Source organism: Phycicoccus jejuensis (genome assembly GCF_000720925.1).
Lineage (GTDB): Bacteria > Actinomycetota > Actinomycetes > Actinomycetales > Dermatophilaceae > Phycicoccus > Phycicoccus jejuensis.
The window spans coordinates 162,143-185,863 of the sequence record NZ_JOEE01000007.1; the positions used below are offsets into that span (position 1 = coordinate 162,143).

Genomic DNA, 23,721 nt, shown 5'->3' on the forward strand with positions numbered 1-23,721 from the left:
TGCCGTGCCCGACCTCACGGAGCGGGGCCGTTCGTCCGGTTCCTAACCTACGCTCGCGTAGGTTACCGTGGACGCATGACCCGTGAGCAGCCCGACCCCGCCACCGAGACCGGTCGTCTCGAGGCGCTCGAGCAGCGCGTCGAGGCCGCCCTCACCACCGTCAAGCCCAAGCTGCGCGGCTGGCTGCACGCCGGGATGACCCCCGTCGCGCTCGTCGCCGGCATCGTCCTCGTGCTCCTCGCGACGACGACCGAGGGCAAGGTGTCGGCCGCCGTGTTCGCCGGCACCGCCGTGCTCCTCTTCGGCACGTCGGCGGTCTACCACCGGGGCACGTGGTCCCCCCGCGTCGGCGCCTTCCTGCGCCGGTGGGACCACTCGAACATCTTCCTCATCATCGCCGGCAGCTACACGCCCTTCGCCCTCATGCTGCCCGCCGACCAGGCCCGCCGGATGCTGCTCATCGTCTGGAGCGGCGCCCTGCTCGGGGTCGCCTTCCGCATCTTCTGGACCGGCGCCCCGCGCTGGCTCTACGTGCCGGCCTACCTCATGCTCGGCTGGGTCGCGGTCTTCTACTTCGGCCCGCTCGTCCAGCACGCCGGTGGCGGCGTCATGGCGTGGGTCGTCGTCGGCGGCGTGCTCTACAGCCTCGGCGCGCTCGTCTACGGCACCAAGCGGCCGAACATCTCGCCGCGCTGGTTCGGCTTCCACGAGGTCTTCCACGCGCTGACCGTGCTCGCCTTCACGGCGCACTTCGTCGCCGCCTCGCTCGCGCTCACCGGCCCGCAGGCCTGAGCCGCCCGGGCCGCGCGGCCCCCGACCTCCCATCCGCGGCTCGGCGCCGGGGAGCCGGAGGTCAGCGGGTCAGACCGCGCCCGGCGACCCGTCGTCGCGCCGCGGGTCGCGCGGGTCCGCCTCGAGCGCGTCGCCGGGCTCCGGCTCGACGTCGGCCGGGCCGGCCTGCTGCTCGTCGCGGCCGCGGTGGGCCCGCTGCTGGCGGTAGGACATCCGGCGCATCCGCGCGTTCATGTTGCGCATGAGGAACCAGAGCGCGAGCGCGAGGACCGTGAACGCGATGAACGCGAGGAAGCCGGTCGAGACGTCGGGCGGGGAGTCGTTCATGCGGCACGCTCCGTGACGGTGTCGTGGACGAGGGCGAGGTCGGGGCTCGTCGCGAGGGCGTCGGCCTCCGCGACGTCGGTCGGCAGGCCGGCGAACAGGTCGTCCTCGCCGTCGACGAACGGGACGAACGAGAGCGCGAGCTCGTACTCCTCGACCGGCCAGACCTGCGCCTGGAGGTCGCGCGGCACCTGGAACCACGGGCCGTCGGGGTCGACCTGGGTGGCGTGGGCGAGCAGCGCCGCGTCGCGGCGGTCGTACCAGTCGGCGCACTGGACGCGGGTGGTGACGACGCGCTCTGTGCGCGTCCAGTTCTCGAGCCACTCGGCGTACGGGCTCTCCTGGCCGAGGCCGGTCAGCGCCTCGTGGAAGGCCTCGATGCGGGCGCGGCTGAAGGTCTGGTTGTAGTAGAGCTTGAGCGGCTGCCACGCCGGCCCGGCCTCGGGGAAGGCGTCGGGGTCGCCGGCCGCCGCGAAGGCGTTGACCGAGACGTCGTGGGTCATGATGTGGTCGGGGTGGGGGTAGCCGCCGTTCTCGTCGTACGTCGTGACGACGTGCGGGCGGAAGCGACGGATCTCGCGCACGAGCGCCTCCGTCGTCACCTCGAGCGGCTCGAGCGCGAAGCAGCCCTCGGGCAGCGGGGGCAGCGGGTCGCCCTCCGGCAGGCCGGAGTCGACGAACCCGAGCCAGGTGTGCTGCACGCCGAGGATGTCCCGGGCGCGCGCCATCTCGTCGCGGCGGACCTGGGCGAGGTCGCGCAGGATGTGGACGTCGTCCTTGAGCCGGGGGTTGAGGATGTCGCCGCGCTCGCCGCCGGTGCAGGAGACGACGAGCACCTCGTGGCCGGCGTCGACGTACTTCGCCATCGTCGCCGCACCCTTGCTCGACTCGTCGTCAGGGTGCGCGTGGACGCACATGAGCCGGAGCCGTTCGGACATGAGAGACCCTTCGTGCAGGTGGGCTCGGGCGGTACCCGAGAATGGACCGAGGACCATCCTCTCACTGCCCGCCGACCACCGAGGGAGCAGCCGTGCGCCTGCCCGACCCGCGCGACCCCGCCGGCCGTCGCACGTTGCTCGCGCTCGCCGCGGTCGTGCTCGCCGTGGCCGGCATCGCCTGGTACGGGTGGACCGCGACGGCCGGCCAGGTGCGCCCGACGGTGACGGGCTACCGCGTGGAGTCCGACGCCCTCGTGCGCGTCGGCTACGACCTCGTGCGGCCCGAGGGCACGGCCGTCACGTGCCGGGTCAGCGGGCTCGACGGGTCGAAGGGCCGCGTCGGGACGGTCGAGGACGCGATCCCGGCGGACGGTCCGGCGATCGTCCACCGGGTCGTCGAAGTGCGCACGAGCGCCCGCGCGGTGACCGGTGTCGTCGAGTCCTGCGTGCGCGTCGGCGGGCTGACCTCGCACGACGGCGCGCGACGATTGTGGCGCGAGCGCCGCACGTTGGTAGACTGAATCCTTCACGTTCGGGTCCGTGCCGACGCTAGCGCCGCGAGACGGCGGTCGGCCCGGGCCCGTTGCCGTAAGCACCCCGCGGCGCGCCCGCGAGGGTCCGGCGCCCCTACGCACTTCGCAGGAGTTGATGACCCGTGACCGAGACGACGAACCAGAGCTACCTCACGCAGGCGGCCTTCGACCGCCTCCGGGCCGAGCTCGACGAGCTGACCGGCCCCGGCCGCACCGAGATCGCCAAGAAGATCGAGGCGGCCCGCGAGGAGGGCGACCTCAAGGAGAACGGCGGCTACCACGCGGCCAAGGAGGAGCAGGGCAAGATGGAGGCCCGCATCCGCCAGCTGACGCAGCTGCTCGAGAACGCCGTCATCGGCGAGACCCCCAAGGACGACGGTGTCGTCGAGCCCGGGATGATCGTCACCGTCGACATGTTCGGCGACGAGGAGAAGTTCCTCCTCGGCTCCCGCGAGATCACCGACTCCTCGATGCAGGTCTTCTCCGAGAAGTCCCCGATCGGCGCGGCCGTCAACGGCCACAAGGTCGGCGACTCGGTCTCGTACGAGGCCCCGAACGGCAAGCAGATCGAGGTCAAGATCCTCGCGGCGAAGCCCTACACCGGCTGAGCCCGGTCGCTCCGGCGACGTGACGGACGGCCCGGCCCCCTCGTGGGGCCGGGCCGTCCGTCGTCCGACCGCGCTGCCGCCCCGACGTCGTCTCGCCGCCCCCGTCTCGCCACGCCGCCCCGACCTCGCGGTGCCGGGGCGTCATGGCGCCCCGGCACCGCGAGATCGCCCCGGCGGGGCGCTCAGGCGGGCCGGACGCCGTCGACGAGGGTGTGCGTCGCGCCGCCGACCCACACGACGCCGTCCTCGACGTCGACGTGCACCCGGCCCTCGCGGCCGAGGACCGTGCCCTGCGCCGCGACGTAGTGCTCGGGCGCGTACCCGGCGGGGACCAGCCACTGGCCCAGGCCCGCGTTGAGGCTGCCGGTGACGGGGTCCTCCCCGAAGTCGCGCTCGTCGGAGAAGAACGCCCGCACCTCGAGGTCCACCCCGTCGGTGCGCGCCCCGGCCGGGTAGCGCGCCGCGAGGCCCACCTTGAGCCCGCGCGCCAGCACCGGGTCCGGCGCAGCGGCCAGGACGGCCTCGGGCGAGGCGAGCAGGACGGCGAGCCAGCCCGGCCCGTTGTCGACCCAGGCGGCGTCGACGACGTCCGCGGGTGCGACCCCGAGGGCCGCGACGACGCACGCGAGCTCGTCGCCCTCGACCGCTCCGGAGCGCACGAGCGGCGGGGCCGCGAACGCGAGGCGGTCGGCGCCGCGCCGCACCTCGACGAGCCCGGCCGCGCACTCCTGGACGACGACACCCTCGGTCTGCGGCACGCCCCCGGCCTCGAGCCAGGCGTGGGCGCTACCGAGGGTCGGGTGGCCGGCGAAGGGCAGCTCGCCGCCGATCGTCCAGATCCGCACGCCGTAGTCGGCGCGCGGGTCGGTGGGGACGGTGAGGAAGGTCGTCTCCGAGAGGTTGGTCCAGCGCGCGACGGCGAGCATCTCGTCGTCGGACATCCCGTCTGCGTCGTGGAGGACGGCGAGGGCGTTGCCCCGGAAGGCTCGCTCGGAGAAGACGTCGACGAGGCGCACGGCGGTCATGCCGTCATCGAAGCACGGGCCGGCCGCCGCGGACGTCCCCGGGCCCGTCGACGAGCGGACGACCGACGCCCGCGCTCAGTCGCGGGTCCGGTTGACGAACGAGCGGACGGCCAGCGGCGCGAGTACCGCCGAGAGCCCGACCGACCAGATGACGGTCGTCAGCACCGGGTGCTGCAGCGGCAGCGCCGAGTCGGCCGGCAGCGGGATGCCGTCGTTGCCCCAGAGCTCGCGCAGCGCCTGGACGAGCGAGCTGATGGGGTTCCACTCGGCGAGGAACCGCAGCCAGTCGGGCATGACGTCGGTGCGCGCGAACGCGTTGGACAGGAACGTGATCGGGAAGACCGTCGTGAACATGACGCCCTGCACGGCCTCGACCGAGCGCAGCGCCGAGCCGAAGAGGATGCCGACCCAGATCATCGCGAAGCCGAAGAGCAGGAGCAGGCCGTAGCCGGCGAGCCCACGCAGCACGCCGTGGTGGATGCCCCACCCGACGAACAGCCCGGTGACCGACATGACGACGATGCCGATCATCGAGTGGATGAGGCTCGAGACGCTGCGCGCGACGACGACCGACGAGCGGCCGATGGGCAGGGACCGGAAGCGGTCGACGATGCCCTTGCCGAGGTCGGTGTTGAGGCCGATGGCGACGATGAACGCGCTGAAGGTCATCGTCTGCGCCATGATCCCCGGCAGCAGCCACTCCTTGTAGTCGACGCCGGGCACGACGATCGAGCCGCCGAAGACGAAGGCGAAGAGCAGCACGAACATCACCGGCTGGATGGTGACGTCGGTGAGCATCTCGGGCTGGCGCTTGATGTGGGTCAGGTTGCGGCGCACCAGTGCCGAGATCTGGCGGACCGGGCTCGTGCCGGCGGCGCTCGGGTGCTCGGCGTGGAACGGCCGACCGGCGGCGGTGGTGGTGGTCGGAGCGGTCATCGCAGGGCCTCCTCGGCGCTCGCGTCGGACGTGGCACCAGGGGCCTCGGACTCGGCCCGGTGCCCGGTGAGGGTGAGGAAGACGTCGTCGAGGCTCGGGCGCTGGAGCCCGATGTCGTCGAGGTCGATGCCGGCCTCGTCGAGCCGGGCCGCGATGCGGGTCAGCGCCCCGACCCCCTCGGCCGGGGCGGTGATGCGGCGGGCGTCGCGGTCGAGGTGGATCTCGCCGACCTCGCCCCGGACGATCTCGGCGGCCCTCTCGACCTCGGCCGGGCGGCTGACCGCGACGACGAGGCTGGCGGCGCCGGAGCGGTCCTTGAGCTCGAGCGGCGTGCCGTCGGCGATGACCCGCCCGTGGTCGACGACGACGATGCGGTCGGCCAGCTGGTCGGCCTCGTCGAGGTACTGCGTGGTGAGGAAGAGCGTCGTGCCCTCGCGCACGAGGTCGCGCAGGACGCCCCAGAGCTCGACGCGGCTGCGCGGGTCGAGCCCGGTCGTCGGCTCGTCGAGGAAGAGCACCGGTGGGGTCGCGACGAGGCTGGCCGCGAGGTCGAGCCGGCGGCGCATCCCGCCGGAGTACTCCTTGACGACCTTCGTCGCGGCGTCGGTCAGCGAGAAGCGCTCGAGCAGCTCGTCGGCCACCCGGCGGACGGTGCGCCGGTCGAGGCCGTAGAGGTCGCCGACGAGGCGCAGGTTCTCGCGGCCGGTCAGGAGCTCGTCGACGGTCGCCGACTGCGCCGTCAGCCCCATCCGGCGGCGCACGGCGTCGGCGTCGCGGACGACGTCGAGACCGGCGACCCGGGCCGTGCCGCTCGTCGGCCGCGAGAGCGTCGTCATCATCCGGACGGTGGTGGTCTTGCCGGCGCCGTTCGGCCCCAGCATCGAGAAGACGGTGCCCTTCGGCACCGAGAAGCTGACGCCGTCGACGGCCGTGAAGTCACCGAAGGTCTTCACGAGGTCGACGGCCTCGATGGCCGCGCCGCTGGTCGTCATGGACCGACCGTAGGGCCACCCGCCGACAGCGGTCACCCCCTTTTCGGTGACAGTCCCCCGACCAGCGCGGACGCCCGCGCGGGGTCGACGTCGGCGAGCAGCCCGGCGGCGAAGAGCACGTAGTCGCGGTCGACGGCGGCGACGGCCCGGTCGGGCACCCGCCAGCCGCCGCCGTGGTCGGCGAGCGCCGCGCCGAGCACCCGCTCGGCGGTGCCGTCCGGGGCGTGCCGCAGCACCCCGCCGGAGCCGACGAGCATCCCGACGTCGGCGAGCGGCCGGGGCCGCTCCCCCGCGGCGGGCCGCCCGTGCCGACGCAGGGCGACGGTGACGGCGGCCGTGGCGAGCGCCTCGTCGGCGGCCCACTCGGCGTCGCTCGTCGACAGCGCCCCGGTGTCGGCGGCGACCCGCGCGGCGTGACCGGCCACCGCGTCGGGCAGCGGCATCCGCTCGCGCGCCGACGCCTCGACGATGCCCTCGGCGTTCCAGCGCATCCCCAGGTCGGCCTCGACCGTGCGGGCGTGCCAGACCGGCCCGACGACCTCGCGGTGGATGGCGGCGTCCTCGCCCTGCGGCGTGACGACGGAGTAGACGTCGGTCGTCGCGCCGCCGACGTCGACGACGAGCACGTCCTCGCCGCGTGCCTCGGCCAGCACCTCGACCCCCCGCAGCACCGCGTCGGGGGTGGCCGCGCGGACGAGCTCGGCGAACCCGCGGCCGCGCGAGAGGCCCTTGCCGCCGATGACGTGGCGCAGGAAGACCTCGCGGATGGCGGCGCGCGCGCCGTCGGGAGCGACCTCGCCGATGTGCGGCAGCACGTTGCCCGTGACGGTGAAGCGCCGCCCCGTCGCCTCGAGCTCGGCGACGACGGCGTCCGCGGCGTCGGCGTTGCCGGCGACCACGACCGGGGCGGTGACCCGGGCCCGGGCGAGCCGGCGGGCGTTGTGGAGGAGGACGTCGGCGTTGCCCCCGTCGGTGCCGCCGACGAGGAGGACGAGGTCGGGCCGGTCGGCGCGCAGGGCGGTGACGTCGGCGCCGACCATCGGCCCGGACGCGACGTGGACGACGCGCCCGCCCGCCGAGAGACCGACCCGGAAGCCGGCCTCCGCCGTCACCTCCCGCTCGTAGCCGACGACGGCGACGCGCAGACCGCCACCGGCGCTGGAGCACAGGAGAGTCCGCTCGGGCGCCGCCCCGTCGGCGAGCGCGGCGCGGACGGCGTCGACCCCGTCCATGACGTCGGTGGCGACGGTCGTCGGGTGCGACGCGCGCCCGCGGACCTCGCCGTCGTCACCGACGAGCAACGCCTTCGTGAAGGTCGACCCGACGTCGACGCACAGGACCGCACCCACGCCCCGAGACCCTAGTGGCCGGGTCCGCCGCCGGGCGCACCTCCCCCGGTCGGCTGCGTCGTCGTGTCGACCGGGGCGGTGAGCGCGACCGTGTAGCCGCTGCTCGTGTCGCCGGAGACGGTGCCGAGCTGGTGCACGCCGCCGTCGTCGCCGAACACGTTGTCGCTCGTCAGCGAGATCTGCGCCAGGTTGCTCACCGACTGCTCGTACCCGCTCGTCGCGTAGACGGTGTCGCAGGTGGACTTCGGCAGGGCGACCTGCGAGGTGGCGATGGCGTTCGTGCTGTCGGTGATGCTCGCCTCGTCCGGGTACACCTCGAAGTGGATGTGCGGCCAGCGGCCCGAGTAGCAGGCCGGGAAGACGCTCGTGAACTCGACGACGCCGGAGTCGTCGGTCACCTGGACGCCGCGCAGGTAGTTCTCCTGCGTCACGCCGTCGGAGTACATCGAGTAGCGGCCCTGGCTGTCGCAGTGCCAGACGTAGACCGCGGCGCCGGTCATCGGGCCACCTCCGCCGGCGACGTCGAGGATGGTGAGCCGCAACGTCATCGGCACGCCCTCGGCCGTCGTCGTCGAGGTGCCGAAGCTGCTGCGGATGTCGGAGCGGACCACCCCGCTCTGCTCGAGGACGTCGGCCCCGTTGGAGCCGTCGCCCGGGTAGGGGCCGGCCGTCTCGTCGGGGATCTCGGTGAGCGACGTGTCGGCGGCGTCGCTCGCGGTGGCGGACGCCGTGGCGCTCGCGGATGCGGTCGCGGAACCCGTCGCCGTCGAGCCGCTCGACGACGTCGACGCGCCGCACGCCGCGAGCGCGGTGCCGGCGGCCCCGATGCCGAGGACGGCGAGCATCCGGCGGCGGTCGAGCAGCGTGCCGAGGTCGAAGGCGAGCCCCTGGTCGACGACCTCGTCGTCGGGGCGGGGCAGCGGGCGGCCCTCGTAGGTGGGCTGGTCGTCGGTGCGGGTCATCGGTCTACCTCCGGGTCGGTGTCGTCCCGACGACCGTAGGAAGCCTGCCGAGCCATCCGGTGTGCGTCCGCTGTCCGCCTCCTGTGACCGCCTCCGACCCGTCGAGAGAGGAGGACACGCCGTGCGGCTCGGGGCGCGCACGGCGTGTCCTGTTCACTCGACGGGTGGTGCTCCGCCGGCGGGGCGGGTCAGGTGAGGCGGTCGAGCGCCTGGCGCAGGTCGGCGACGAGGTCCTCGACGTCCTCGATGCCGACGGACAGGCGGATGAGGTCGGCCGGCACCTCGAGCTCGGTGCCCGCGACCGACGCGTGCGTCATCCGACCGGGGTGCTCGATGAGGGACTCGACGCCGCCGAGCGACTCGCCGAGGGTCCACAGCTGCGTCTCGCCGCAGACCTTGGCCGCGACGTCCTCGCCGCCCTTGACGCGGAAGGCGACCATGCCGCCGAACCGCTTCATCTGGCGGCGCGCGACGTCGTGGTTCGGGTGGTCGGGCAGGCCCGGGTAGTGCACGGACGCCACGCCGGGGTGGCTCTGGAGGAAGTCGACGACGGCCTCGGCGTTGTCGCAGTGACGTTCCATGCGGACTGCCAGCGTCTTGAGGCCGCGCAGCACCAGCCACGCGTCGAACGGGCCGGCGACGGCGCCCATCGAGTTCTGGTGGAACGCGACCCGCTCGGCCACCGACTCGCCGTCGCGCGTCGTGGCGCCCGGCGCGACGACGACGGCGCCGCCGACGACGTCGCTGTGGCCGCCGGCGTACTTGGTCGTCGAGTGCACGACGACGTCCGCGCCGAGCGCGATGGGGTTCTGCAGGTACGGCGACGCGAAGGTGTTGTCGACGACGAGCAGCGCACCGGCCTCGTGGGCGACCGCCGCGATCGCCTCGATGTCGGCGATGCCGAGCAGCGGGTTGGTCGGCGTCTCGACCCACACCATCCGCGTCTCCGGGCGCATCGCGGCCCGCACAGACTCGACGTCGGCGACCTTCGCGATGGAGTGGTCGACACCCCAGGCGCGGACGACCTTGTTGAACAGCCGGTAGGTGCCGCCGTACGCGTCGGACGGGACGACGACGTGGTCGCCCGGCGCGAGCAGCGCGCGCAGCACGGTGTCCTCGCCAGCGAGGCCGCTGGCGAACGCGAAGCCGCGCTCACCACCCTCCAGCGCGGCGACGCACTCCTCGAGCGCGGCGCGCGTCGGGTTGGCCGAGCGCGAGTACTCGTAGCCGCCGCGCAGGCCGCCGACGCCGTCCTGCTTGTAGGTGCTCACCTGGTGGATGGGCGGCACGACGGCGCCGGTCAGCGGGTCCGGCTCCTGCCCGGCGTGGATGGCGCGGGAGGAGAAGCCGAGGTTCTCGGAAGTCATCCTCCGAGCGTAGGGGCCGCCGGGGGTCCGTCGGCACCGCGGGGTGCGGTCATCCCCGGCCGAGGTGGCGCTGCCAGGCGCGCAGCCGGCCGCTCGGGCGGAAGCCCATCGCGCGGTTGACGGCGAGCATGTGCGCGTTCTCCTCGGCGTTCCACGTCCGGACGACGCGCACCTCGGGCAGCGCCTCGGCGAGCGCGCGCAGGTTGGCCAGCTTGAGCGCCATCCCCAGCCCGTGGCCGCGGTGCTCGCGGGTGACGAGCGTGTCGTGCTGGAAGGCGAGGTGCGGCGTCCCCTCGGGCAGCTGGATGCTCGTGTAGCCGACGAGCCGGCCGGTGCCGAGGTCGCGGACGAAGGTCGACACGACCCGGCGGCCCATGGCCCGGGTGCGCTCGTCCTCACCGCGGACGCGCTCCTCGTCCCACTCCTCCTCGTCGAGCTCGAGGTCGCCGAGCGGCGCGTCGGTCGACATCCGGCGGGCGAGGAACGCGCGGTCGGCGAGGTCGGCCTCGGGCATCGCGTCGACGTGGGTCTCGAGGCGGTAGCCGTCGGCCACGACCTGCTCGGGCACCTCGGCCTGGTGCACCGCGAGGTCGGAGCGCAGCACGGTCTGCGCGGACCCGAAGCCGTGCCGCTCGACCCATCCGGCGAACGGGTCGTCGTCGGTGTCGGCGCCCCACTGGGTCTCGGCGTGCAGCGTGGTGCGGCCCAGGTCGCGCGCCTGCTCCTCGACCCAGTGCAGCAGCGTGTCGCCGACCCCGCGGCGGCGGTGCGCCGGCAGCACGGCGACGAACACCTGCGCGGTCGACTCGTTGTCGAGCAGCGGGGCGATGACACCCGCGGCCCCCACGGGCTCGTCGCCGTCGACGGCGAGCACCTGGAGGCGACGCTTGGACGCCGAGCCCTCGAGCCCGCGCAGCTCCTCGGCGCTCCAGGCGTCGTGGTCCTCGCCCTGCTCGTCGCGGGCGACGTCCTCGAGCACACGGGCCCAGGCGTCGAAGCGGGCGCGGGCGGCGAGGTCGGTGTCGAGTCCGGAGACCGGGACGAGGGAGATCACGCGGAACACCGTGCCATCCCCGGCGGTTGGACCACACATGCTTTTCGGTTCGAGTGCGAAGACCACCCTCCCCACCCGCGAGGAGGCCCTGCCGGGCCGCGAGCACCGGATCTTCCCGGTGCCCACGACCCACGAGGTGCTCGGCACCCCCCTGGAGGGTCCGTGGCCCGACGGCACCGAGGTGCTGTACGTGGCGATGGGCTGCTTCTGGGGCGTCGAGCGCATCTTCTGGAAGCTGCCCGGCGTCGTGACGACGGCGGCCGGCTACATGGGCGGCTTCACGCCCAACCCGACGTACGAGGAGACCTGCACCGGCCGGACCGGGCACGCCGAGGCCGTCCTCGTCGCCTACGACCCCACCGTCACCTCCCCCGAGCTGCTGCTCAAGGCGTTCTGGGAGAACCACGACCCGACGCAGGGCAACCGGCAGTACAACGACGTCGGGACCGCCTACCGCTCGGCCATCTTCACGACGACCCCCGGCCAGGCCGCGGCCGCCGAGGCGACGCGCGAGGCGTTCCAGGGCGAGCTGACCAAGGTCGGGCGCGGCACCATCACGACGACGATCGCGACCGCCGAGCAGGCCGGCCCGTTCTACTACGCCGAGGACTACCACCAGCAGTACCTCCACAAGAACCCCGGCGGCTACTGCAACCACGGCCCGAACGGCCTGACCTGCCCCGTCGGCGTCGCCAACCTCCCGGCCCAGACGGACGTCGCGCCGCCGCGCGGCTGACCCCCTCCGGACCGTCCGACGAGGCCCCCTCCCGCCCGAGAGGGGGCCTCGTGTCGTCGTCCGGCCCCTCGCCGACCCCGATAACCCTGCACGTGCGGGGTTATCGCTGTCCGAACACCTTCCCGGTCACGAGAAGCCCGCACGTGCGGGGTTATCGCTGTCCGAACACCTTCCCGATCACGAAAGGCCTGCACGTGCGGGGTTATCGATGTCCGAAATCCCAGCCGACCTCGAAAAGCCCGCACGTGCGGGGTTATCGATGTCCGCGCGCGGTCCAGACCACGAAAAGCCCGCACGTGCGGGGTTGTCTCGTCAGGCGCTGCGGAGGTGACGCGGCCCGAAGTAGCGCCGCCACTCGTCGGACCGGGCCGTGACGCGTTCGCCACGCTCGGACAGGACCGTGGCCACGCGTTGCACGGTGGTCTCCGGCTCGACCCACAACCCGGGAGACGTCACGACGACCATACGCCACCCCCAGCCGTCGAACTCCTCGCGACGACGGATGTCCCCCGCCCACTGCTGGTCGTCCTCGGCGTGCTGGCGACCGTCGTACTCGACGCTGACCTTGCGTCGCCGATACCCCATGTCGGCGCGACGCATCAGGGTCCCGTCGGCGTCGTGGAAGCGCAGGTCCGTCTCGGGCTCCGGGAGTCCCGCGAGCGTCAGCAGCATCCTCGTCCGTGACTCGGGCGCCGAGTCGACACCCACCCGGACCAGTGCGGCGGCGCGCCGGGCGAGGCGCCGGTACCGGCCGATGGACGCGGCTGCGGACACGAGCGCGTCCGGAGTCGTCACTCCGGCGTGCACCAGGCTGTCGCCGAGGACGACGAGCTCGACGACGTCGAGGTCCTCGGCGCAGTCGAGGAACGTGCGCTCCGGTGTCGTGACCCGCAGGCCGTGGCGGGTCGTGATGCCCGAGCGGTCCGATGAGACGCGGGAGTCGACGCCGTCGACGTCCATGCGGCCCCACTCGAGCAGCCGGCGCGCCTGCGCCGAGCAGCCCGGACCGCCGCCCCTCGCCCGCGAACGCGCCTCCCGAGCCGCCGTCCGCTGGACGGCATCCGGTCGGAGCGTCGTCACGTGCGTCTGCCAGTCGTCGGGAGCGACGCCACCCCACAGCGCAGCCGCCGTGTGCCGCGAGACGACGGTCGCCGCCGGCGCGACGAGCATCGCTGCCTGCGCGCGGACGCGGGCGTCGACCGGGGCCTTGGCGTCCACGTAGACGCCGTGCACGAGGCGTCGGAAGCGCGGGCCCCGGAGCGATGCCTCGGTCGCGACGCCGCGCTCCATCGCCTCGACGCCCAGGAACGGGCGGGAGGTGTCGAGCGGCTGGTCGGTCACGGAACCGAGCCTGCCCTCATCCGGGCGCACGGCGTTCGCGTCATCCACAGGCCCGGCATCCCGCACGTGCGGGGATATCGCTGTCCTAACCCCCAGCCAACCTCGAAAAGCCCGCACGTGCGGGGTCATCGCTGTCGCGAGACCTTCCGGACCTCAAAAAGCCCGCACATGCGGGGTTATCGCTGTCCGAAGACCCAGCCAACCTCGACAAGCCCGCACGTGCGGGGTCATCGCTGCCTGGCCGGGAGATGCTTCCGCGCCCGGGCACGCAGGAGGCCCCCCGCTCCCTGTCCAGCGGGGGGCCTCGTCCGTGCGGGCGACCGGGGTCAGCGCACGGCGGGCTCCGGCTCCCTGCGAGCCGGGGCGTCGGTGGTGCCGCTCGTCTCCGACGCGCCGGCCGGGGTGGTCCGAGCCTCCGCGCTGGACTGCGACATCGTGTCGAGGAGCTCGTGGCCGGCGTGCTCGGCGCTCTCGGCCGGCGTCTCCGCGTGGTTGCTGTCGCGCAGCGGGAGAGCCTTGATGGCGAGCGTCGCGAGCAGCACGAGCGCGACGATCGGGAGACCGATGAGGAAGACCTCGTGCAGCTGGTCCGCGAGCCCCTGGCGCACGGCGGTCGCGACGGCCGGCGGCAGCTGCGAGAGCGCGGCCGGGTCGAGCACCGAGCCGGCGCTGGCGGCGCCCTCCGGCATCGAGGCCGCGGCCCCGGCCGGGAGGTGGGAGGCGATGGCGCCGCCCAGACCGCTCGTCAGCACGGTGCCGAACACCGCGATGCCGACCGTCGACCCGACGTTGCGGAAGAACTGGCTCGACGCGGTCGCGACCCCGAGGTCACGCTTCTCGGAGGCGTTCTGCACGACGAGCGTGTACTGCTGCATCGCCATCCCGATGCCGATGCCGAGCACGACCATGGCCAGCGTCAGCTGCGTCTGGCTCGACTCGAAGGTGAGGCGGGTGAGCAGCCAGATGCCGGCGCCCATGATGACGACCCCGGCGGCCATGAACGGCTTGTAGACACCGGTCCGCGTGATGACCAGGCCCGTGAGGATGCCCATGACGATGAGGCCGACCATGAGCGGCGCGAGGATGAGACCGGAGTTCGTCGCGTCGACCCCGAGCACGCCCTGCGCGAAGACGGGGATGTAGATGATCGAGCCGAACATCACCATGGCCAGGCCGAAGCTCGCGATGTTGGCCGCGGTGAACACACGCGACCGGAAGAGGCGCAGCGGGATGACGGGCTCCTCGGCGCGGCTCTCGGCGAACACGAAGGCCACGAGCCCGAGGACGCCGACCACGTAGAGGCCGATGATGGTCGCCGAGCCCCACGGGTACGAGGTGCCGCCCCACGAGGTGGCGAGCAGGACCGCGGTGAGCCCGACGGCGAGCGTGGCGATGCCCCAGCTGTCGACCTTCGCCTCACGGCGCTCGTGCGGCAGGTGGAGGAAGCGCAGGATGAAGCCGGTCGCGACGACACCGATCGGGATGCCTGCGAAGAACAGCCAGCGCCAGCCCCAGTGGTCGGTGATGAACCCGCCGGCGAGCGGGCCGGCGACCGAGGTGACACCGAAGACGGCGCCCATCAGGCCCTGGTACTTGCCGCGCTGACGCGGCGGGATGATGTCGCCGATGATGGTCTGCGACAGCGGCATCACGGTGCCCATGCCGAGGCCCTGGATGGCGCGCGCGGCGACAAGCACCCAGAACGACTGGGCGAAGCCGGCCACGAGCGAGCCGACCATGAAGACGACGAGGCCGGCGATGTAGAAGCCGCGGCGGCCGTAGAGGTCGGAGAACTTGCCGACGATCGGGACGGTGATCGCCGAGACGAGGAGGGCGGCGGTGGCGACCCAGCTGTAGTGGTCCATCCCGCCGAGCTCGGAGACGATGCGCGGCATCGCGGGCCCGACGATCGTCTGGCTCACGGAGGCGACGAGCATCCCGAGCATCAGGCCGACGAACACCCGCCGGGAGGCGGGGCTCAGCTTGTACGGCTGGGGAGCCGTGGTGGTCGCGGTGGTCATGCAGTGGTCCTCTCGCGGTCGGCCGCCTCGGGGGCGGGGTGGGCAGGGCCCGCGACGCTGCGGACGGGGTGGTCGTGGTCCCTCGCGACGCGCGCGAGGGAGGTCTGGAGGCGGCCGAGCAGGTCGGCCAGGGTGCGGCGGTCGGACTCGTCCCAGTCCTCGAGGGCGATGGCGACGAGCTCCTCGCGGCGGCGGCGCTCCTGGAGCAGCACCTCGCGGCCGGCGTCAGTGAGGCCGACGAGCTGGGCCCGGCCGTCGTCGGGGTCCGGGGTGCGCTCGAGAAAGCCGCGGTCGACGAGCGCGCTGACGCGTCGGCTCGTCGTCGACTGGTCGAGGCCGACGGCGTCGGCGAGGGCGCACGCGCGCCCGGGGCCGCGCTTCGCGGTGAGGGCCAGGAGGGTGTACTCGGAACGGGTCACCGGCCCCTCGACGACGTGGGCCCGGCTGAGGAGTCCGAACATCGCCGAGAGGTGCTCGGTGACGAGCGGGTCGGCGGTTGCTTGCATGACACAAGCATATGCCTGTTCTTGCAGAGTGTGCAAATTTGCTCGTCGTGCACACCGGGCATACTTGGGGGCATGGCACCGGGTTCCGCGACCGCCGAGGCGACCCCCTCCCTGCGCGACCGCAAGAAGGAGGCGACGCGCCAGCGGCTGCACACCGCGGCCGTCCGCCTCGCGCTCGCCCACGGCGTGCAGGAGGTGACGGTCGAGCAGATCGCGGCCGAGGCCGACGTCTCGCCGCGCACCTTCTTCAACTACTTCCCGACCAAGGAGGCGGCGCTCGTCGGCGCCGACCCCGCGCGCACCGAGCAGCTGCGGCAGGCGGTGCTCGCGCGCCCGGCGGACGAGTCGCTGCCGCAGGCGCTGCGGGCGGTCCTCACCGAGCACGTGCGCGGGTTCGAGGACGAGCCGGAGCTCTGGCGGATGCGCAGCGAGCTCGCCGCCCGGGTGCCCGAGCTCGAGGCGCGCATCGCCGGGGCGGGGCACCGCCTCGAGAGCGCGCTCGTCGAGGCCGCACACGAGCGCGCCGGCACCGACGCCGCCGACGACCTCGCGACCGGGCTCGCCGCCCGCACGGCGATGGCCGCGCTGCGCGCCGCGTTCCACCAGCACCGGGCGGCCGGCTCGACGGGCTCGCTCCTGCAGCGTCTCGAGACCGCGTTCGACGCCGTCGGCCTGCGCTGACCTCTGCTTTCCACGAACGCGTGTGAAATCGCCGGGGGTCCCCGGCGGGTTCACACGCGTTCGCGGGTGGCGACGCGGGTCAGAGGGCGGCGGCGACCTCCGTGCCCTGCCGGATGGCGCGCTTCGCGTCGAGCTCGGCGGCGACGTCCGCTCCCCCGACGACGTGGACCCGCACACCCCGCTCCTCGAGCTCGTCGGCCAGCGTGCGCACCGAGTCCTGCCCGGTGCAGACGACGAGCGTGTCGCAGGGGATGACGCGACGCTGCGAGCCGTCGTCGCCGAGCCGCACGTGCAGCCCCTCGTCGTCGATGCGCTCGTACTCGACGACGCCCGTCACCTGCTCGACCCCCTTGGCGCGCAACGACGCCCGATGCACCCAGCCCGTGGTCTTGCCGAGCCCCCGGCCGATGGGCGTGGCCTTGCGCTGGAGGAGCACGACCTCCCGCGGGCTGGCCTCCGGCCGCGGTCGCTCGACCCCGCCGCGGGTGCGCTCGGGGTCGCCGACGCCCCACTCCGCCCGCCACGCGTCGACGTCGAGCGAGGGCGAGCGGTCGGTCGTCAGGAACTCGCACACGTCGACCCCGACCCCACCGGCACCGATCACCGCGACCCGCTGACCGGCGACCCGCTCGCCGCGCACCAGCCGGTCGTAGGTGACGACCGAGGGGTGGTCGATGCCCGGGATGTCGGGCAGCCGGGGCGTGACCCCGGTCGCCACCACGACGTCGTCGACGCCGGCCGCGGCGAGCGCGGCGGCGCCGGCCCACGTCGAGAGGCGCACCGTCACGCCGAGCACCTCGAGGCGCCGCGTGAAGTAGCGGATCGTCTCGGAGAACTCCTCCTTGCCGGGGATGCGCATCGCGATGTCGAACTGGCCGCCGAGGTGGTCGCGCCCCTCGAGCAGCTCGACCTCGTGGCCGCGCTCGGCCGCGGTGACGGCGGCGGCCATCCCCGCCGGACCGCCACCGACGACGACGACCTTGCGGCGCACCGGCGCCCGGCCGATGACGAGCTCGGTCTCGCGGCCCGCGCGCGGGTTGAGCAGACAGGTGGCGCGCTGCTTGGCGAACGTGTGGTCGAGGCACGCCTGGTTGCAGGCGATGCACGTGTTGATCTCGTCGGCGCGCCCCTGCGCCGCCTTGCGCACGAACTGCGGGTCGGCGAGGAACGGGCGGGCCATCGAGACGAGGTCGGCGCCGCCGGCGAGGACGCGCTCGGCGACCTCCGGGGTGTTGATGCGGTTGGTCGCGACGACCGGGATGCCCACGTGCGCGCGCAGCCGGGCCGCGTGGTCGGCGAAGGCCGCGCGGGGCACCGAGGTGACGATGGTCGGCACCCGCGCCTCGTGCCAGCCGATGCCGAGGTTGAGGATGCTCGCGCCGGCCGCCTCGACCTCGCGGGCCAGGGCCGTCACCTCGTCCCACGTCTGGCCCTCCTCGACGAGGTCGAGCACCGAGATCCGGTAGACGAGGAGGAAGTCCGGGCCGGCGGCCTCGCGCACCGCGCGGACGACCTCGACGGCGAACCGCCGGCGGTTCTCGGCGCTGCCGCCCCACCGGTCGGTGCGCCGGTTGGTGCGCGGCGCGAGGAACTGGTTGATCAGGTACCCCTCGGACCCCATCACCTCGACGCCGTCGTACCCGGCCTCACGGGCCAGCCGCGCCGACCGCGCGAAGGCGCGGACCTGTCGGCGGACTCCCCTGTCGGACAACGCCCTCGGGCGAAACTTGCTGATCGGGCTCTTGACCGCCGACGGCGCGACGCACCACGGCGTGAACGCGTACCGGCCGGCGTGCAGCAGCTGGAGGGCGATGCGCCCGCCGGCCGCGTGGACGGCGTCCGTCACGAGGCGGTGGCGCGCCACCTCACGGCGGCTGCTCAGCTTCGAGGCGCCGGGGTAGAGCGTCCCCTCGAGGTTCGGGGCGAAGCCGCCGGTGACGATGAGCGACGCACCGCCCTCGGCCCGCTCCGCGAGGTAGGCGGCGAGCTTCGGGAAGTCCTTGGCCCGGTCTTCGAGCCCGGTGTGCATCGACCCCATGACGACCCGGTTGGGTAGCGTCACGTGGCCGAGGTCGAGCGGGGCGAGCAGGTGGGGGTAGTCGCTCATCGGGCCTTCCTCGTCGGGCGCCGGCAGCGACCGGGCCGCGACGGACGGCCGTCGGGTCAGTGCCGGCGGCGCCACCAGCGGCGCCTCGGGCGAGCCTCCCCCGTTGTTACCGGCGGGTCAACCTGCACCGGCTGTGAGGATGCTCGCAGCGCCCGCCACTGCTCGACGACGTCGTCGACGTCGACCGTCGGGGCCAGCAGCGGGGGCATCCGCGGGTCCGGCGGGCGCAGCCGGTCGCGGCGCACCCGCCGGTTGAAGTCCTCGAGCACGGTCCGGACCGACTCCTCGGTGTGCAGCTCCAGCAGCGAGCCGGGGAAGGTCGCGGCCTCCTTGCGGAGGGCGACGGCGGGCGGCAGCGCACCGGTGAAGTCGAGGTCCTCGCGCTCGGCGAGCTGCCGCACCCACCACATCGGGTCGTCGGTGTGCTCCAGGCGCAGCGGCTTGCCCGCGCCCGGAAGGTCGTCGAACTCGCCGCGCTCCTGGGCCTCCCGGATGGCGCGCTCGACCGGTGACTCGTACCGGGGCCGGTCCGCCATGCCCCCAGTCTCACCCGTGACGGGTCGGAGGAGCCCGTCAGTCGGCGAGGAAGGAGAGCAGGTCGGCCCGGGTCAGCACGCCGACCGGCTTGCCGTCCTCGACGACGAGCACCGCGTCCGAGCCCTCGAGCTCGTGCCGCGCGGTGCTGACCGGCTCGCCGGCGCCGACGAGCGGCAGGCCCGCGCTCATGTGCTTCTCGACCGGGTCGGCGAGGTGCGCCGAGCCGGTGAACAGCGCTTCGAGCAGCGCGCGCTCGGACACCGCGCCCGCGACCTCGCCGGAGACGACCGGCGGCTCGGCCTTGACGACCGGCATCTGCGAGACGCCGTACTCGCGCAGGATCTCGATGGCGTCGCGCAGCGTCTCGTTCGGGTGCGTGTGCACGAGCGCGGGCAGGTCGCCCGCCTTGGCGTGCAGCACGTCGCCGACGGTGCGCTGGTTCTCGGCCCTCATGAAGCCGTAGGAGGCCATCCAGTCGTCGTTGAAGATCTTCGAGAGGTAGCCGCGGCCGGAGTCCGGCAGGAGGACGACGACGACCGCGTCGTCCGGCAGCTCGCGGGCCACGCGCAGCGCGGCGACGACGGCCATCCCGCAGGAGCCGCCGACGAGCAGGCCCTCCTCGCGGGCCAGGCGGCGGGTCATCTCGAAGGAGTCGGCGTCCGAGACGGCCTCGACCCGGTCGACCTGGTCGGGGTCGTAGGCGCTCGGCCAGAAGTCCTCGCCGACGCCCTCGACGAGGTACGGACGGCCCGAGCCGCCGCTGTACACCGAGCCCTCGGGGTCGGCGGCGACGACCTGGACACGGCCGCTCGCGCGGTCGGCCGACACCTCGCGCAGGTAGCGGCCGGCGCCGCTGATCGTGCCGCCGGTGCCGGCGCCGGTCACGAAGTGGGTGATCTCGCCGTCGGTGTCGCGCCAGATCTCCGGGCCCGTGCTCTCGTAGTGCGAGAGGGGGCCGTTGGGGTTGGAGTACTGGTCCGGCTTCCAGGCCTTCGGCGTCTCGCGGACGAGCCGGTCCGAGACGGAGTAGTACGAGTCCGGGTGGTCCGGCGCGACCGCCGTCGGGCAGACCACGACCTCCGCGCCGTACGCGCGCAGCACGTTGCGCTTGTCCTCGGAGACCTTGTCCGGGCAGACGAAGATGCAGGTGTAGCCCTTGCGCTGGGCGACCAGCGCGAGCCCGACCCCCGTGTTGCCGGACGTCGGCTCGACGATGACGCCGCCCGGCTGGAGCTCGCCGGAGGCCTCGGCGGCCTCGACCATCTTCAGCGCGATGCGGTCCTTCACCGACCCGCCCGGGTTGAGGTACTCCACCTTGGCCAGGACGGTCGCCCCGATGCCCTCGGTCACGGAGTTGAGCTTGACGAGGGGGGTGTCCCCGACGAGGTCTGCGATGTGCTCGGCGTACTTCACGCCCGCCATCCTGTCACGGTCCGGGCGGGCACCCCCGCGCGCCGACGAGCGGAGGGTCAGCCGCGCCCGAGGCGGTCGACGAACCGCGCCGCGTCGACGACGACCCGCTCGACGGTCCCCGCGGCGAGGATGCGCCCCGCGGCGTCGTGGGCCTGCACCGCGAAGCGCAGCCGGCGGCCGTCGTGGCCGACGACCTCGGCCCGCACCGTCACCTGCTCCCCCACCGCGCTCGGAGCGCTGTGCTCGAGCTCGACCCGGGTGCCGACGCTCGTCGCGCCTGGCCCGAGGACGTCGGCCACCGCCGCCACCGTCGCCGCCTCGAGCCAGGCGAGCAGCCGCGGCGTGCCGAGGACGGGGAGGTCGCCGGACCCCACCGACCGGGCGGTGTCACCCGGTGCGACCGTGCGGGTCTCCTCGGCCGTCCGTCCGCTCCAAGTGTCCATCCGTCCACGGTAGGGGCGCGGCCGGGGGCATCCGGCCCGAGGTGTCGGCCGCCGGGGCTACGGTGGACGTCCACCCCGGCAGGAGGATCGATGGGCCGCGCACGCAGGGCTCGCAGGATCGCCGCCACCGCCGCGTACGGCGGGGGCGGCCTCGCCGCGGCCGGAGCCGCCCTCGGTGCGCTCGGCTGGGGCGTCATCAAGACCGAGGCGGCCATCGCGCGCCGCCTCATCGGCCGCCCGTTCGACACCTCGCCCGACGACGACGGCGTCTACGGCGCCGGGCACGGCACGCCGTGGGAGATCGTCGTCCTCGGCGACTCCTCGGCCGCCGGGATGGGCGCCGACGAGCCCCACGAGACCGTCGGGGCGATCGTCGCCAACGGCGTCGCGGCCCTGACGGGTCGCCCGGTCCGGCTGACCAACCGGGCCGTCGTCGGGGCGGAGTCCAGCGACCTCGAGCGCCAGCTGGCCAACGCCCTCGAGGACGTGATGCGGCCCGACGTCGTCCTCGTCATGGTCGGCGCCAACGACGTGACCCACCGGATCGAGCGCGCCGCCGCCGTCCGTCACCTCGAGCAGACGGTCCGGCGCATCCGGGCCCTGGGCTGCGAGGTCGTCGTCGGCACCTGCCCCGACCTCGGGACCATCGAGCCGATCCAGCAGCCGCTGCGCACCCTCATGCGGCGGTGGTCGCGCGACCTCGCCGCCGCCCAGACCGTCGCGGTCGTCGAGGCCGGCGGCCGCACCGTCTCGCTCGGCGACCTGCTCGGGCCGGAGTTCCGCGCCCGGCCCCGCGAGATGTTCAGCGCCGACCAGTTCCACCCCTCGGCGGCCGGCTACGCCCGCGCCGCCGCCGTGCTGCTGCCGAGCGTCTGCGCCGCCCTGCGCGTCTGGGGCGAGGACACGGGCGACCGCGCCCCCGAGCCGCGCCGCGGCGAGGGCGTCAACCCGGTGGCCGTCGCCGCCGGCCAGGCCGTGCGTGAGGCGGGCACCGAGGTGTCGCCGACCGAGATCGCCGGCCAGGACCGAGGCCCCCGCGGGCGGTGGGCGGTGCTCCTGCGCCGCCGTCCCGGAGGCGCTCCCCCGGCCGGGGGCCCTGCCGTCACCGGGGCCGACGAGGGCGCGAGCACCGCCGGCTGAGCCGCGGGGCGCGCGCCTCAGTCGTCGCCGACGATGGCGTCGAGCTCGACCTCGACGAGCCAGCGCTCGTCGATGAGCCCCGCCACGCGAACCATCGTGCTGGCCGGCCGGATGTCGCCGAAGATCTCGCCGTGCACGGCCGAGACGGCGTCGACGACGTCGAGGTCGGTCACGTAGTGCCGGGTGCGGACGACGTCCTCCGGCCGCCCGCCGAGCTCGGCGAGCGCGCCGAGCGCGATCTCCCAGCAGCGGCGGGTCTGCTGGCCGGCGTCCTTGCTGACCTGGCCGTTCTCACCGATCGGTGCCGTGCCGGAGACGGCGACGTGGTTCCCGACGCGGACGGCGCGGGCGAACCCGACGGTCGCTTCGTACGGAGACCCGGAGGATGCCCGGCTGCGCGAGGTGCCCATGGGGCCATCATGTCCCTCCGCGCCCGGATGCACGACCCCTCGCGGGCGCGCCCGACGAGACCCACCCCACGTGCCGTCCCGGTTCCCTCCTCCCGGGTCGCGGCCTAGGCTGGTGCGACCCGTGGTGAGCGCTCGCTCACCTCGCGAGGTGGGCCCGTGGCCCGCCCGTCGACCACCGCCAGGAGGACCCCGTGACCGAGGCCGTCATCGTCGCCACCGCCCGCACCCCGATCGGGCGCGCCTTCAAGGGCTCCCTGCGCGAGGTCCGGCCCGACGACCTGTCGGCGCAGGTCGTCCACGGCCTCCTCGAGCAGCTGCCCGGGCTCGACCCGACCACCCTCGACGACCTGTACTGGGGCTGCGCCGACCCCAGCGGCAAGGCCGGCAACAACATGGCGCGCGTCATCGGCGTCCTCGCCGGACTCGACGGCCTGCCCGGCGCCACCGTCAACCGCTTCTGCGCCAGCTCGACCCAGACGATGCGGATGGCCTTCCACGCGGTCAGGGCCGGCGAGGGCGACGCCTTCGTCGTCGGCGGCGTCGAGTCGGTCTCGACCAACGCGGCCTTCCGCGGCGCCGGCGAGTCCGACCCCGACGCGCTCAACCCGGTCTTCGCCGAGGCGATGGAGCGCTCCGCCGAGACGGCCGCCGCCAACACGACCTGGTCCGACCCGCGTGAGCAGGGCCTCCTGCCCGACGTCTACCTCGCGATGGGCCAGACCGCCGAGAACGTCGCGACGCTGCGCGGTGTCTCGCGTCAGCGCCAGGACGAGTGGGGCGTCACGAGCCAGAACCGGGCCGAGAAGGCGATCGCCGACGGCTTCTTCGCCCGCGAGATCCTCCCCGTCACGCTCGCCGACGGCACGGTCGTCTCCACCGACGACGGCCCGCGCGCCGGCGTGACGCTGGAGGGCGTGCAGGGGCTGCAGCCGGTCTTCCGCGAGAACGGCACCGTCACCGCGGGCAACTGCTGCCCGCTCAACGACGGCGCGTCCGGTGTCGTCGTCATGAGCGACACCCGCGCCAAGGAGCTCGGCCTGACCCCGCTCGCCCGCATTGTCTCGACCGGGGTCTCGGCGCTCTCCCCCGAGATCATGGGCCTCGGCCCGGTCGAGGCCTCGCGCCAGGCGCTCGCCCGCGCCGGCATGACCATCGACGACATGGACCTCTACGAGATCAACGAGGCCTTCGCCGCCCAGGTGCTGCCCAGCGCCGACGACCTCGGGATGGACCTCGACAAGCTCAACGTCCACGGCGGGGCCATCGCCCTCGGGCACCCCTTCGGCTCCACCGGCACCCGGATCATGACGACGCTCCTCAACGGGCTGCAGGCCCGTGACGGCCAGTTCGGCCTCGAGACGATGTGCGTCGGCGGCGGCCAGGGCATGGCCATCGTCGTCGAGCGCCTCTCCTGACGCCCGTCACCCCCGACTGGTTGCGCATCCGCCACCTCGGGACCTCCTCGGAGGCCTCCCGCAGGTGGCGGATGCGCAGTGAGTGGGTGCG

The 23,721-nt window shown here is 74.0% G+C and carries 24 protein-coding genes; 7 read left to right on the plus strand and 17 right to left on the minus strand.

Translation table 11 applies throughout. The annotated features are described in order from the left end of the window. Positions 1-75 precede the first annotated feature (75 nt). Positions 76-792, plus strand: a complete 717-nt coding sequence (gene trhA, locus IG69_RS0114300) for a PAQR family membrane homeostasis protein TrhA (RefSeq protein WP_030528850.1) — start codon at positions 76-78, stop codon at positions 790-792. Positions 793-861: 69 nt separating this feature from the next. On the opposite strand, the gene IG69_RS0114305 is transcribed toward trhA, so the two are convergent. Continuing rightward, complete coding sequence (locus IG69_RS0114305; protein ID WP_030528851.1) at positions 862-1,119, minus strand: hypothetical protein; 258 nt, start codon at positions 1,117-1,119, stop codon at positions 862-864. Continuing rightward, a complete protein-coding gene (gene mca / locus IG69_RS0114310) occupies positions 1,116-2,054 on the minus strand; it encodes a mycothiol conjugate amidase Mca (RefSeq protein ID WP_030528852.1) in 939 nt (312 codons plus the stop codon). The genes IG69_RS0114305 and mca overlap by 4 nt, the downstream gene beginning before the upstream one ends. A gap of 92 nt (positions 2,055-2,146) precedes the next feature. On the opposite strand from mca, the gene IG69_RS0114315 reads away from it, so the two are divergent. Both IG69_RS0114315 and greA read left to right on the plus strand, forming a co-directional pair. Next, complete coding sequence (locus tag IG69_RS0114315; protein WP_051750585.1) at positions 2,147-2,575, plus strand: DUF4307 domain-containing protein; 429 nt, start codon at positions 2,147-2,149, stop codon at positions 2,573-2,575. 134 nt (positions 2,576-2,709) lie between these two features. Beyond that, a complete protein-coding gene (gene greA, locus IG69_RS0114320; protein WP_030528854.1) occupies positions 2,710-3,195 on the plus strand; it encodes a transcription elongation factor GreA in 486 nt (161 codons plus the stop codon). Positions 3,196-3,377: 182 nt separating this feature from the next. Here greA and IG69_RS0114325 read toward each other — a convergent pair whose 3' ends face one another. The 7 genes from IG69_RS0114325 to IG69_RS0114355 form a co-directional block, all read right to left on the minus strand. Next, positions 3,378-4,220, minus strand: coding sequence for a PhzF family phenazine biosynthesis protein (locus IG69_RS0114325; RefSeq protein ID WP_030528855.1), 843 nt, complete (start codon positions 4,218-4,220; stop codon positions 3,378-3,380). Between the two features lie 75 nt (positions 4,221-4,295). Further along, a complete protein-coding gene (locus tag IG69_RS0114330) occupies positions 4,296-5,156 on the minus strand; it encodes an ABC transporter permease (RefSeq protein WP_030528856.1) in 861 nt (286 codons plus the stop codon). Then, the gene (locus IG69_RS0114335) at positions 5,153-6,148 is read right to left on the minus strand and encodes a daunorubicin resistance protein DrrA family ABC transporter ATP-binding protein (RefSeq protein WP_030528857.1); all 996 of its coding nucleotides are present in this window, start codon (positions 6,146-6,148) and stop codon (positions 5,153-5,155) included. The genes IG69_RS0114330 and IG69_RS0114335 overlap by 4 nt, the downstream gene beginning before the upstream one ends. 32 nt (positions 6,149-6,180) lie before the next feature. Further along, complete coding sequence (locus tag IG69_RS0114340; RefSeq protein ID WP_030528858.1) at positions 6,181-7,497, minus strand: glutamate mutase L; 1,317 nt, start codon at positions 7,495-7,497, stop codon at positions 6,181-6,183. An 11-nt stretch (positions 7,498-7,508) separates the two neighbouring features. Further along, the gene (locus IG69_RS0114345; RefSeq protein WP_030528859.1) at positions 7,509-8,459 is read right to left on the minus strand and encodes an intradiol ring-cleavage dioxygenase; all 951 of its coding nucleotides are present in this window, start codon (positions 8,457-8,459) and stop codon (positions 7,509-7,511) included. Between the two features lie 188 nt (positions 8,460-8,647). Continuing rightward, positions 8,648-9,826, minus strand: a complete 1,179-nt coding sequence (locus IG69_RS0114350; protein WP_030528860.1) for a cystathionine gamma-synthase — start codon at positions 9,824-9,826, stop codon at positions 8,648-8,650. Between the two features lie 49 nt (positions 9,827-9,875). Further along, complete coding sequence (locus IG69_RS0114355; protein WP_169742071.1) at positions 9,876-10,880, minus strand: GNAT family N-acetyltransferase; 1,005 nt, start codon at positions 10,878-10,880, stop codon at positions 9,876-9,878. Positions 10,881-10,917: 37 nt separating this feature from the next. Between IG69_RS0114355 and msrA the strand changes: the two genes are divergently transcribed. Beyond that, the gene (gene msrA / locus IG69_RS0114360) at positions 10,918-11,616 is read left to right on the plus strand and encodes a peptide-methionine (S)-S-oxide reductase MsrA (protein WP_030528862.1); all 699 of its coding nucleotides are present in this window, start codon (positions 10,918-10,920) and stop codon (positions 11,614-11,616) included. A 312-nt stretch (positions 11,617-11,928) separates the two neighbouring features. Here msrA and IG69_RS0114365 read toward each other — a convergent pair whose 3' ends face one another. The 3 genes from IG69_RS0114365 to IG69_RS21170 form a co-directional block, all read right to left on the minus strand. After that, complete coding sequence (locus IG69_RS0114365; protein ID WP_036830213.1) at positions 11,929-12,957, minus strand: hypothetical protein; 1,029 nt, start codon at positions 12,955-12,957, stop codon at positions 11,929-11,931. Between the two features lie 326 nt (positions 12,958-13,283). Next, the gene (locus IG69_RS0114370) at positions 13,284-14,978 is read right to left on the minus strand and encodes an MDR family MFS transporter (RefSeq protein WP_084696822.1); all 1,695 of its coding nucleotides are present in this window, start codon (positions 14,976-14,978) and stop codon (positions 13,284-13,286) included. Then, positions 14,975-15,484 carry a MarR family winged helix-turn-helix transcriptional regulator gene (locus tag IG69_RS21170; RefSeq protein WP_051750587.1) on the minus strand — a complete coding sequence of 170 codons (510 nt, stop codon included), beginning with the start codon at positions 15,482-15,484 and terminating at the stop codon, positions 14,975-14,977. Before IG69_RS21170 ends, IG69_RS0114370 begins: the two co-directional genes overlap by 4 nt. A gap of 72 nt (positions 15,485-15,556) precedes the next feature. Here IG69_RS21170 and IG69_RS0114380 point away from each other — a divergent pair, with 72 nt between their 5' ends. Then, positions 15,557-16,165: a TetR family transcriptional regulator gene (locus IG69_RS0114380; RefSeq protein ID WP_051750588.1), complete on the plus strand. Its 609-nt coding sequence runs from the start codon at positions 15,557-15,559 to the stop codon at positions 16,163-16,165. Between the two features lie 79 nt (positions 16,166-16,244). On the opposite strand, the gene IG69_RS0114385 is transcribed toward IG69_RS0114380, so the two are convergent. The 4 genes from IG69_RS0114385 to IG69_RS0114400 are packed head-to-tail and all read right to left on the minus strand — an operon-like array spanning position 16,245 to position 20,665. Continuing rightward, positions 16,245-18,272, minus strand: coding sequence for an NADPH-dependent 2,4-dienoyl-CoA reductase (locus IG69_RS0114385; RefSeq protein WP_030528867.1), 2,028 nt, complete (start codon positions 18,270-18,272; stop codon positions 16,245-16,247). Between the two features lie 56 nt (positions 18,273-18,328). Further along, on the minus strand, positions 18,329-18,808 hold the full coding sequence (locus IG69_RS0114390; RefSeq protein WP_030528868.1) for a DnaJ family domain-containing protein: 480 nt from the start codon (positions 18,806-18,808) through the stop codon (positions 18,329-18,331). 37 nt (positions 18,809-18,845) lie between these two features. After that, positions 18,846-20,222 (minus strand): cystathionine beta-synthase, encoded by a 1,377-nt coding sequence (locus tag IG69_RS0114395; RefSeq protein ID WP_030528869.1) that lies wholly within the window; start codon positions 20,220-20,222, stop codon positions 18,846-18,848. A 56-nt stretch (positions 20,223-20,278) separates the two neighbouring features. After that, positions 20,279-20,665: a thioesterase family protein gene (locus IG69_RS0114400; protein WP_030528870.1), complete on the minus strand. Its 387-nt coding sequence runs from the start codon at positions 20,663-20,665 to the stop codon at positions 20,279-20,281. 90 nt (positions 20,666-20,755) lie between these two features. Here IG69_RS0114400 and IG69_RS0114405 point away from each other — a divergent pair, with 90 nt between their 5' ends. Beyond that, positions 20,756-21,805: an SGNH/GDSL hydrolase family protein gene (locus IG69_RS0114405; protein WP_036830215.1), complete on the plus strand. Its 1,050-nt coding sequence runs from the start codon at positions 20,756-20,758 to the stop codon at positions 21,803-21,805. Positions 21,806-21,822: 17 nt separating this feature from the next. Here IG69_RS0114405 and IG69_RS0114410 read toward each other — a convergent pair whose 3' ends face one another. Next, a complete protein-coding gene (locus tag IG69_RS0114410; RefSeq protein WP_030528872.1) occupies positions 21,823-22,215 on the minus strand; it encodes a RidA family protein in 393 nt (130 codons plus the stop codon). A gap of 191 nt (positions 22,216-22,406) precedes the next feature. Here IG69_RS0114410 and IG69_RS0114415 point away from each other — a divergent pair, with 191 nt between their 5' ends. After that, the gene (locus IG69_RS0114415; protein WP_030528873.1) at positions 22,407-23,630 is read left to right on the plus strand and encodes an acetyl-CoA C-acetyltransferase; all 1,224 of its coding nucleotides are present in this window, start codon (positions 22,407-22,409) and stop codon (positions 23,628-23,630) included. Positions 23,631-23,721: the final 91 nt, after the last annotated feature.

What these genes read in the sequence shown, in the direction of transcription:
- trhA (WP_030528850.1), top strand. Translation starts at nt 76, where the DNA reads ATGACCCGTGAGCAGCCCGACCCCGCCACCGAGACCGGTCGTCTCGAG.
- IG69_RS0114305 (WP_030528851.1), bottom strand. Translation starts at nt 1,119, where the DNA reads ATGAACGACTCCCCGCCCGACGTCTCGACCGGCTTCCTCGCGTTCATC.
- mca (WP_030528852.1), bottom strand. Translation starts at nt 2,054, where the DNA reads ATGTCCGAACGGCTCCGGCTCATGTGCGTCCACGCGCACCCTGACGAC.
- IG69_RS0114325 (WP_030528855.1), bottom strand. Translation starts at nt 4,220, where the DNA reads ATGACCGCCGTGCGCCTCGTCGACGTCTTCTCCGAGCGAGCCTTCCGG.
- IG69_RS0114330 (WP_030528856.1), bottom strand. Translation starts at nt 5,156, where the DNA reads ATGACCGCTCCGACCACCACCACCGCCGCCGGTCGGCCGTTCCACGCC.
- IG69_RS0114335 (WP_030528857.1), bottom strand. Translation starts at nt 6,148, where the DNA reads ATGACGACCAGCGGCGCGGCCATCGAGGCCGTCGACCTCGTGAAGACC.
- IG69_RS0114345 (WP_030528859.1), bottom strand. Translation starts at nt 8,459, where the DNA reads ATGACCCGCACCGACGACCAGCCCACCTACGAGGGCCGCCCGCTGCCC.
- IG69_RS0114350 (WP_030528860.1), bottom strand. Translation starts at nt 9,826, where the DNA reads ATGACTTCCGAGAACCTCGGCTTCTCCTCCCGCGCCATCCACGCCGGG.
- msrA (WP_030528862.1), top strand. Translation starts at nt 10,918, where the DNA reads ATGCTTTTCGGTTCGAGTGCGAAGACCACCCTCCCCACCCGCGAGGAG.
- IG69_RS0114370 (WP_084696822.1), bottom strand. Translation starts at nt 14,978, where the DNA reads ATGACCACCGCGACCACCACGGCTCCCCAGCCGTACAAGCTGAGCCCC.
- IG69_RS21170 (WP_051750587.1), bottom strand. Translation starts at nt 15,484, where the DNA reads ATGCAAGCAACCGCCGACCCGCTCGTCACCGAGCACCTCTCGGCGATG.
- IG69_RS0114380 (WP_051750588.1), top strand. Translation starts at nt 15,557, where the DNA reads ATGGCACCGGGTTCCGCGACCGCCGAGGCGACCCCCTCCCTGCGCGAC.
- IG69_RS0114385 (WP_030528867.1), bottom strand. Translation starts at nt 18,272, where the DNA reads ATGAGCGACTACCCCCACCTGCTCGCCCCGCTCGACCTCGGCCACGTG.
- IG69_RS0114390 (WP_030528868.1), bottom strand. Translation starts at nt 18,808, where the DNA reads ATGGCGGACCGGCCCCGGTACGAGTCACCGGTCGAGCGCGCCATCCGG.
- IG69_RS0114400 (WP_030528870.1), bottom strand. Translation starts at nt 20,665, where the DNA reads ATGGACACTTGGAGCGGACGGACGGCCGAGGAGACCCGCACGGTCGCA.
- IG69_RS0114405 (WP_036830215.1), top strand. Translation starts at nt 20,756, where the DNA reads ATGGGCCGCGCACGCAGGGCTCGCAGGATCGCCGCCACCGCCGCGTAC.
- IG69_RS0114410 (WP_030528872.1), bottom strand. Translation starts at nt 22,215, where the DNA reads ATGGGCACCTCGCGCAGCCGGGCATCCTCCGGGTCTCCGTACGAAGCG.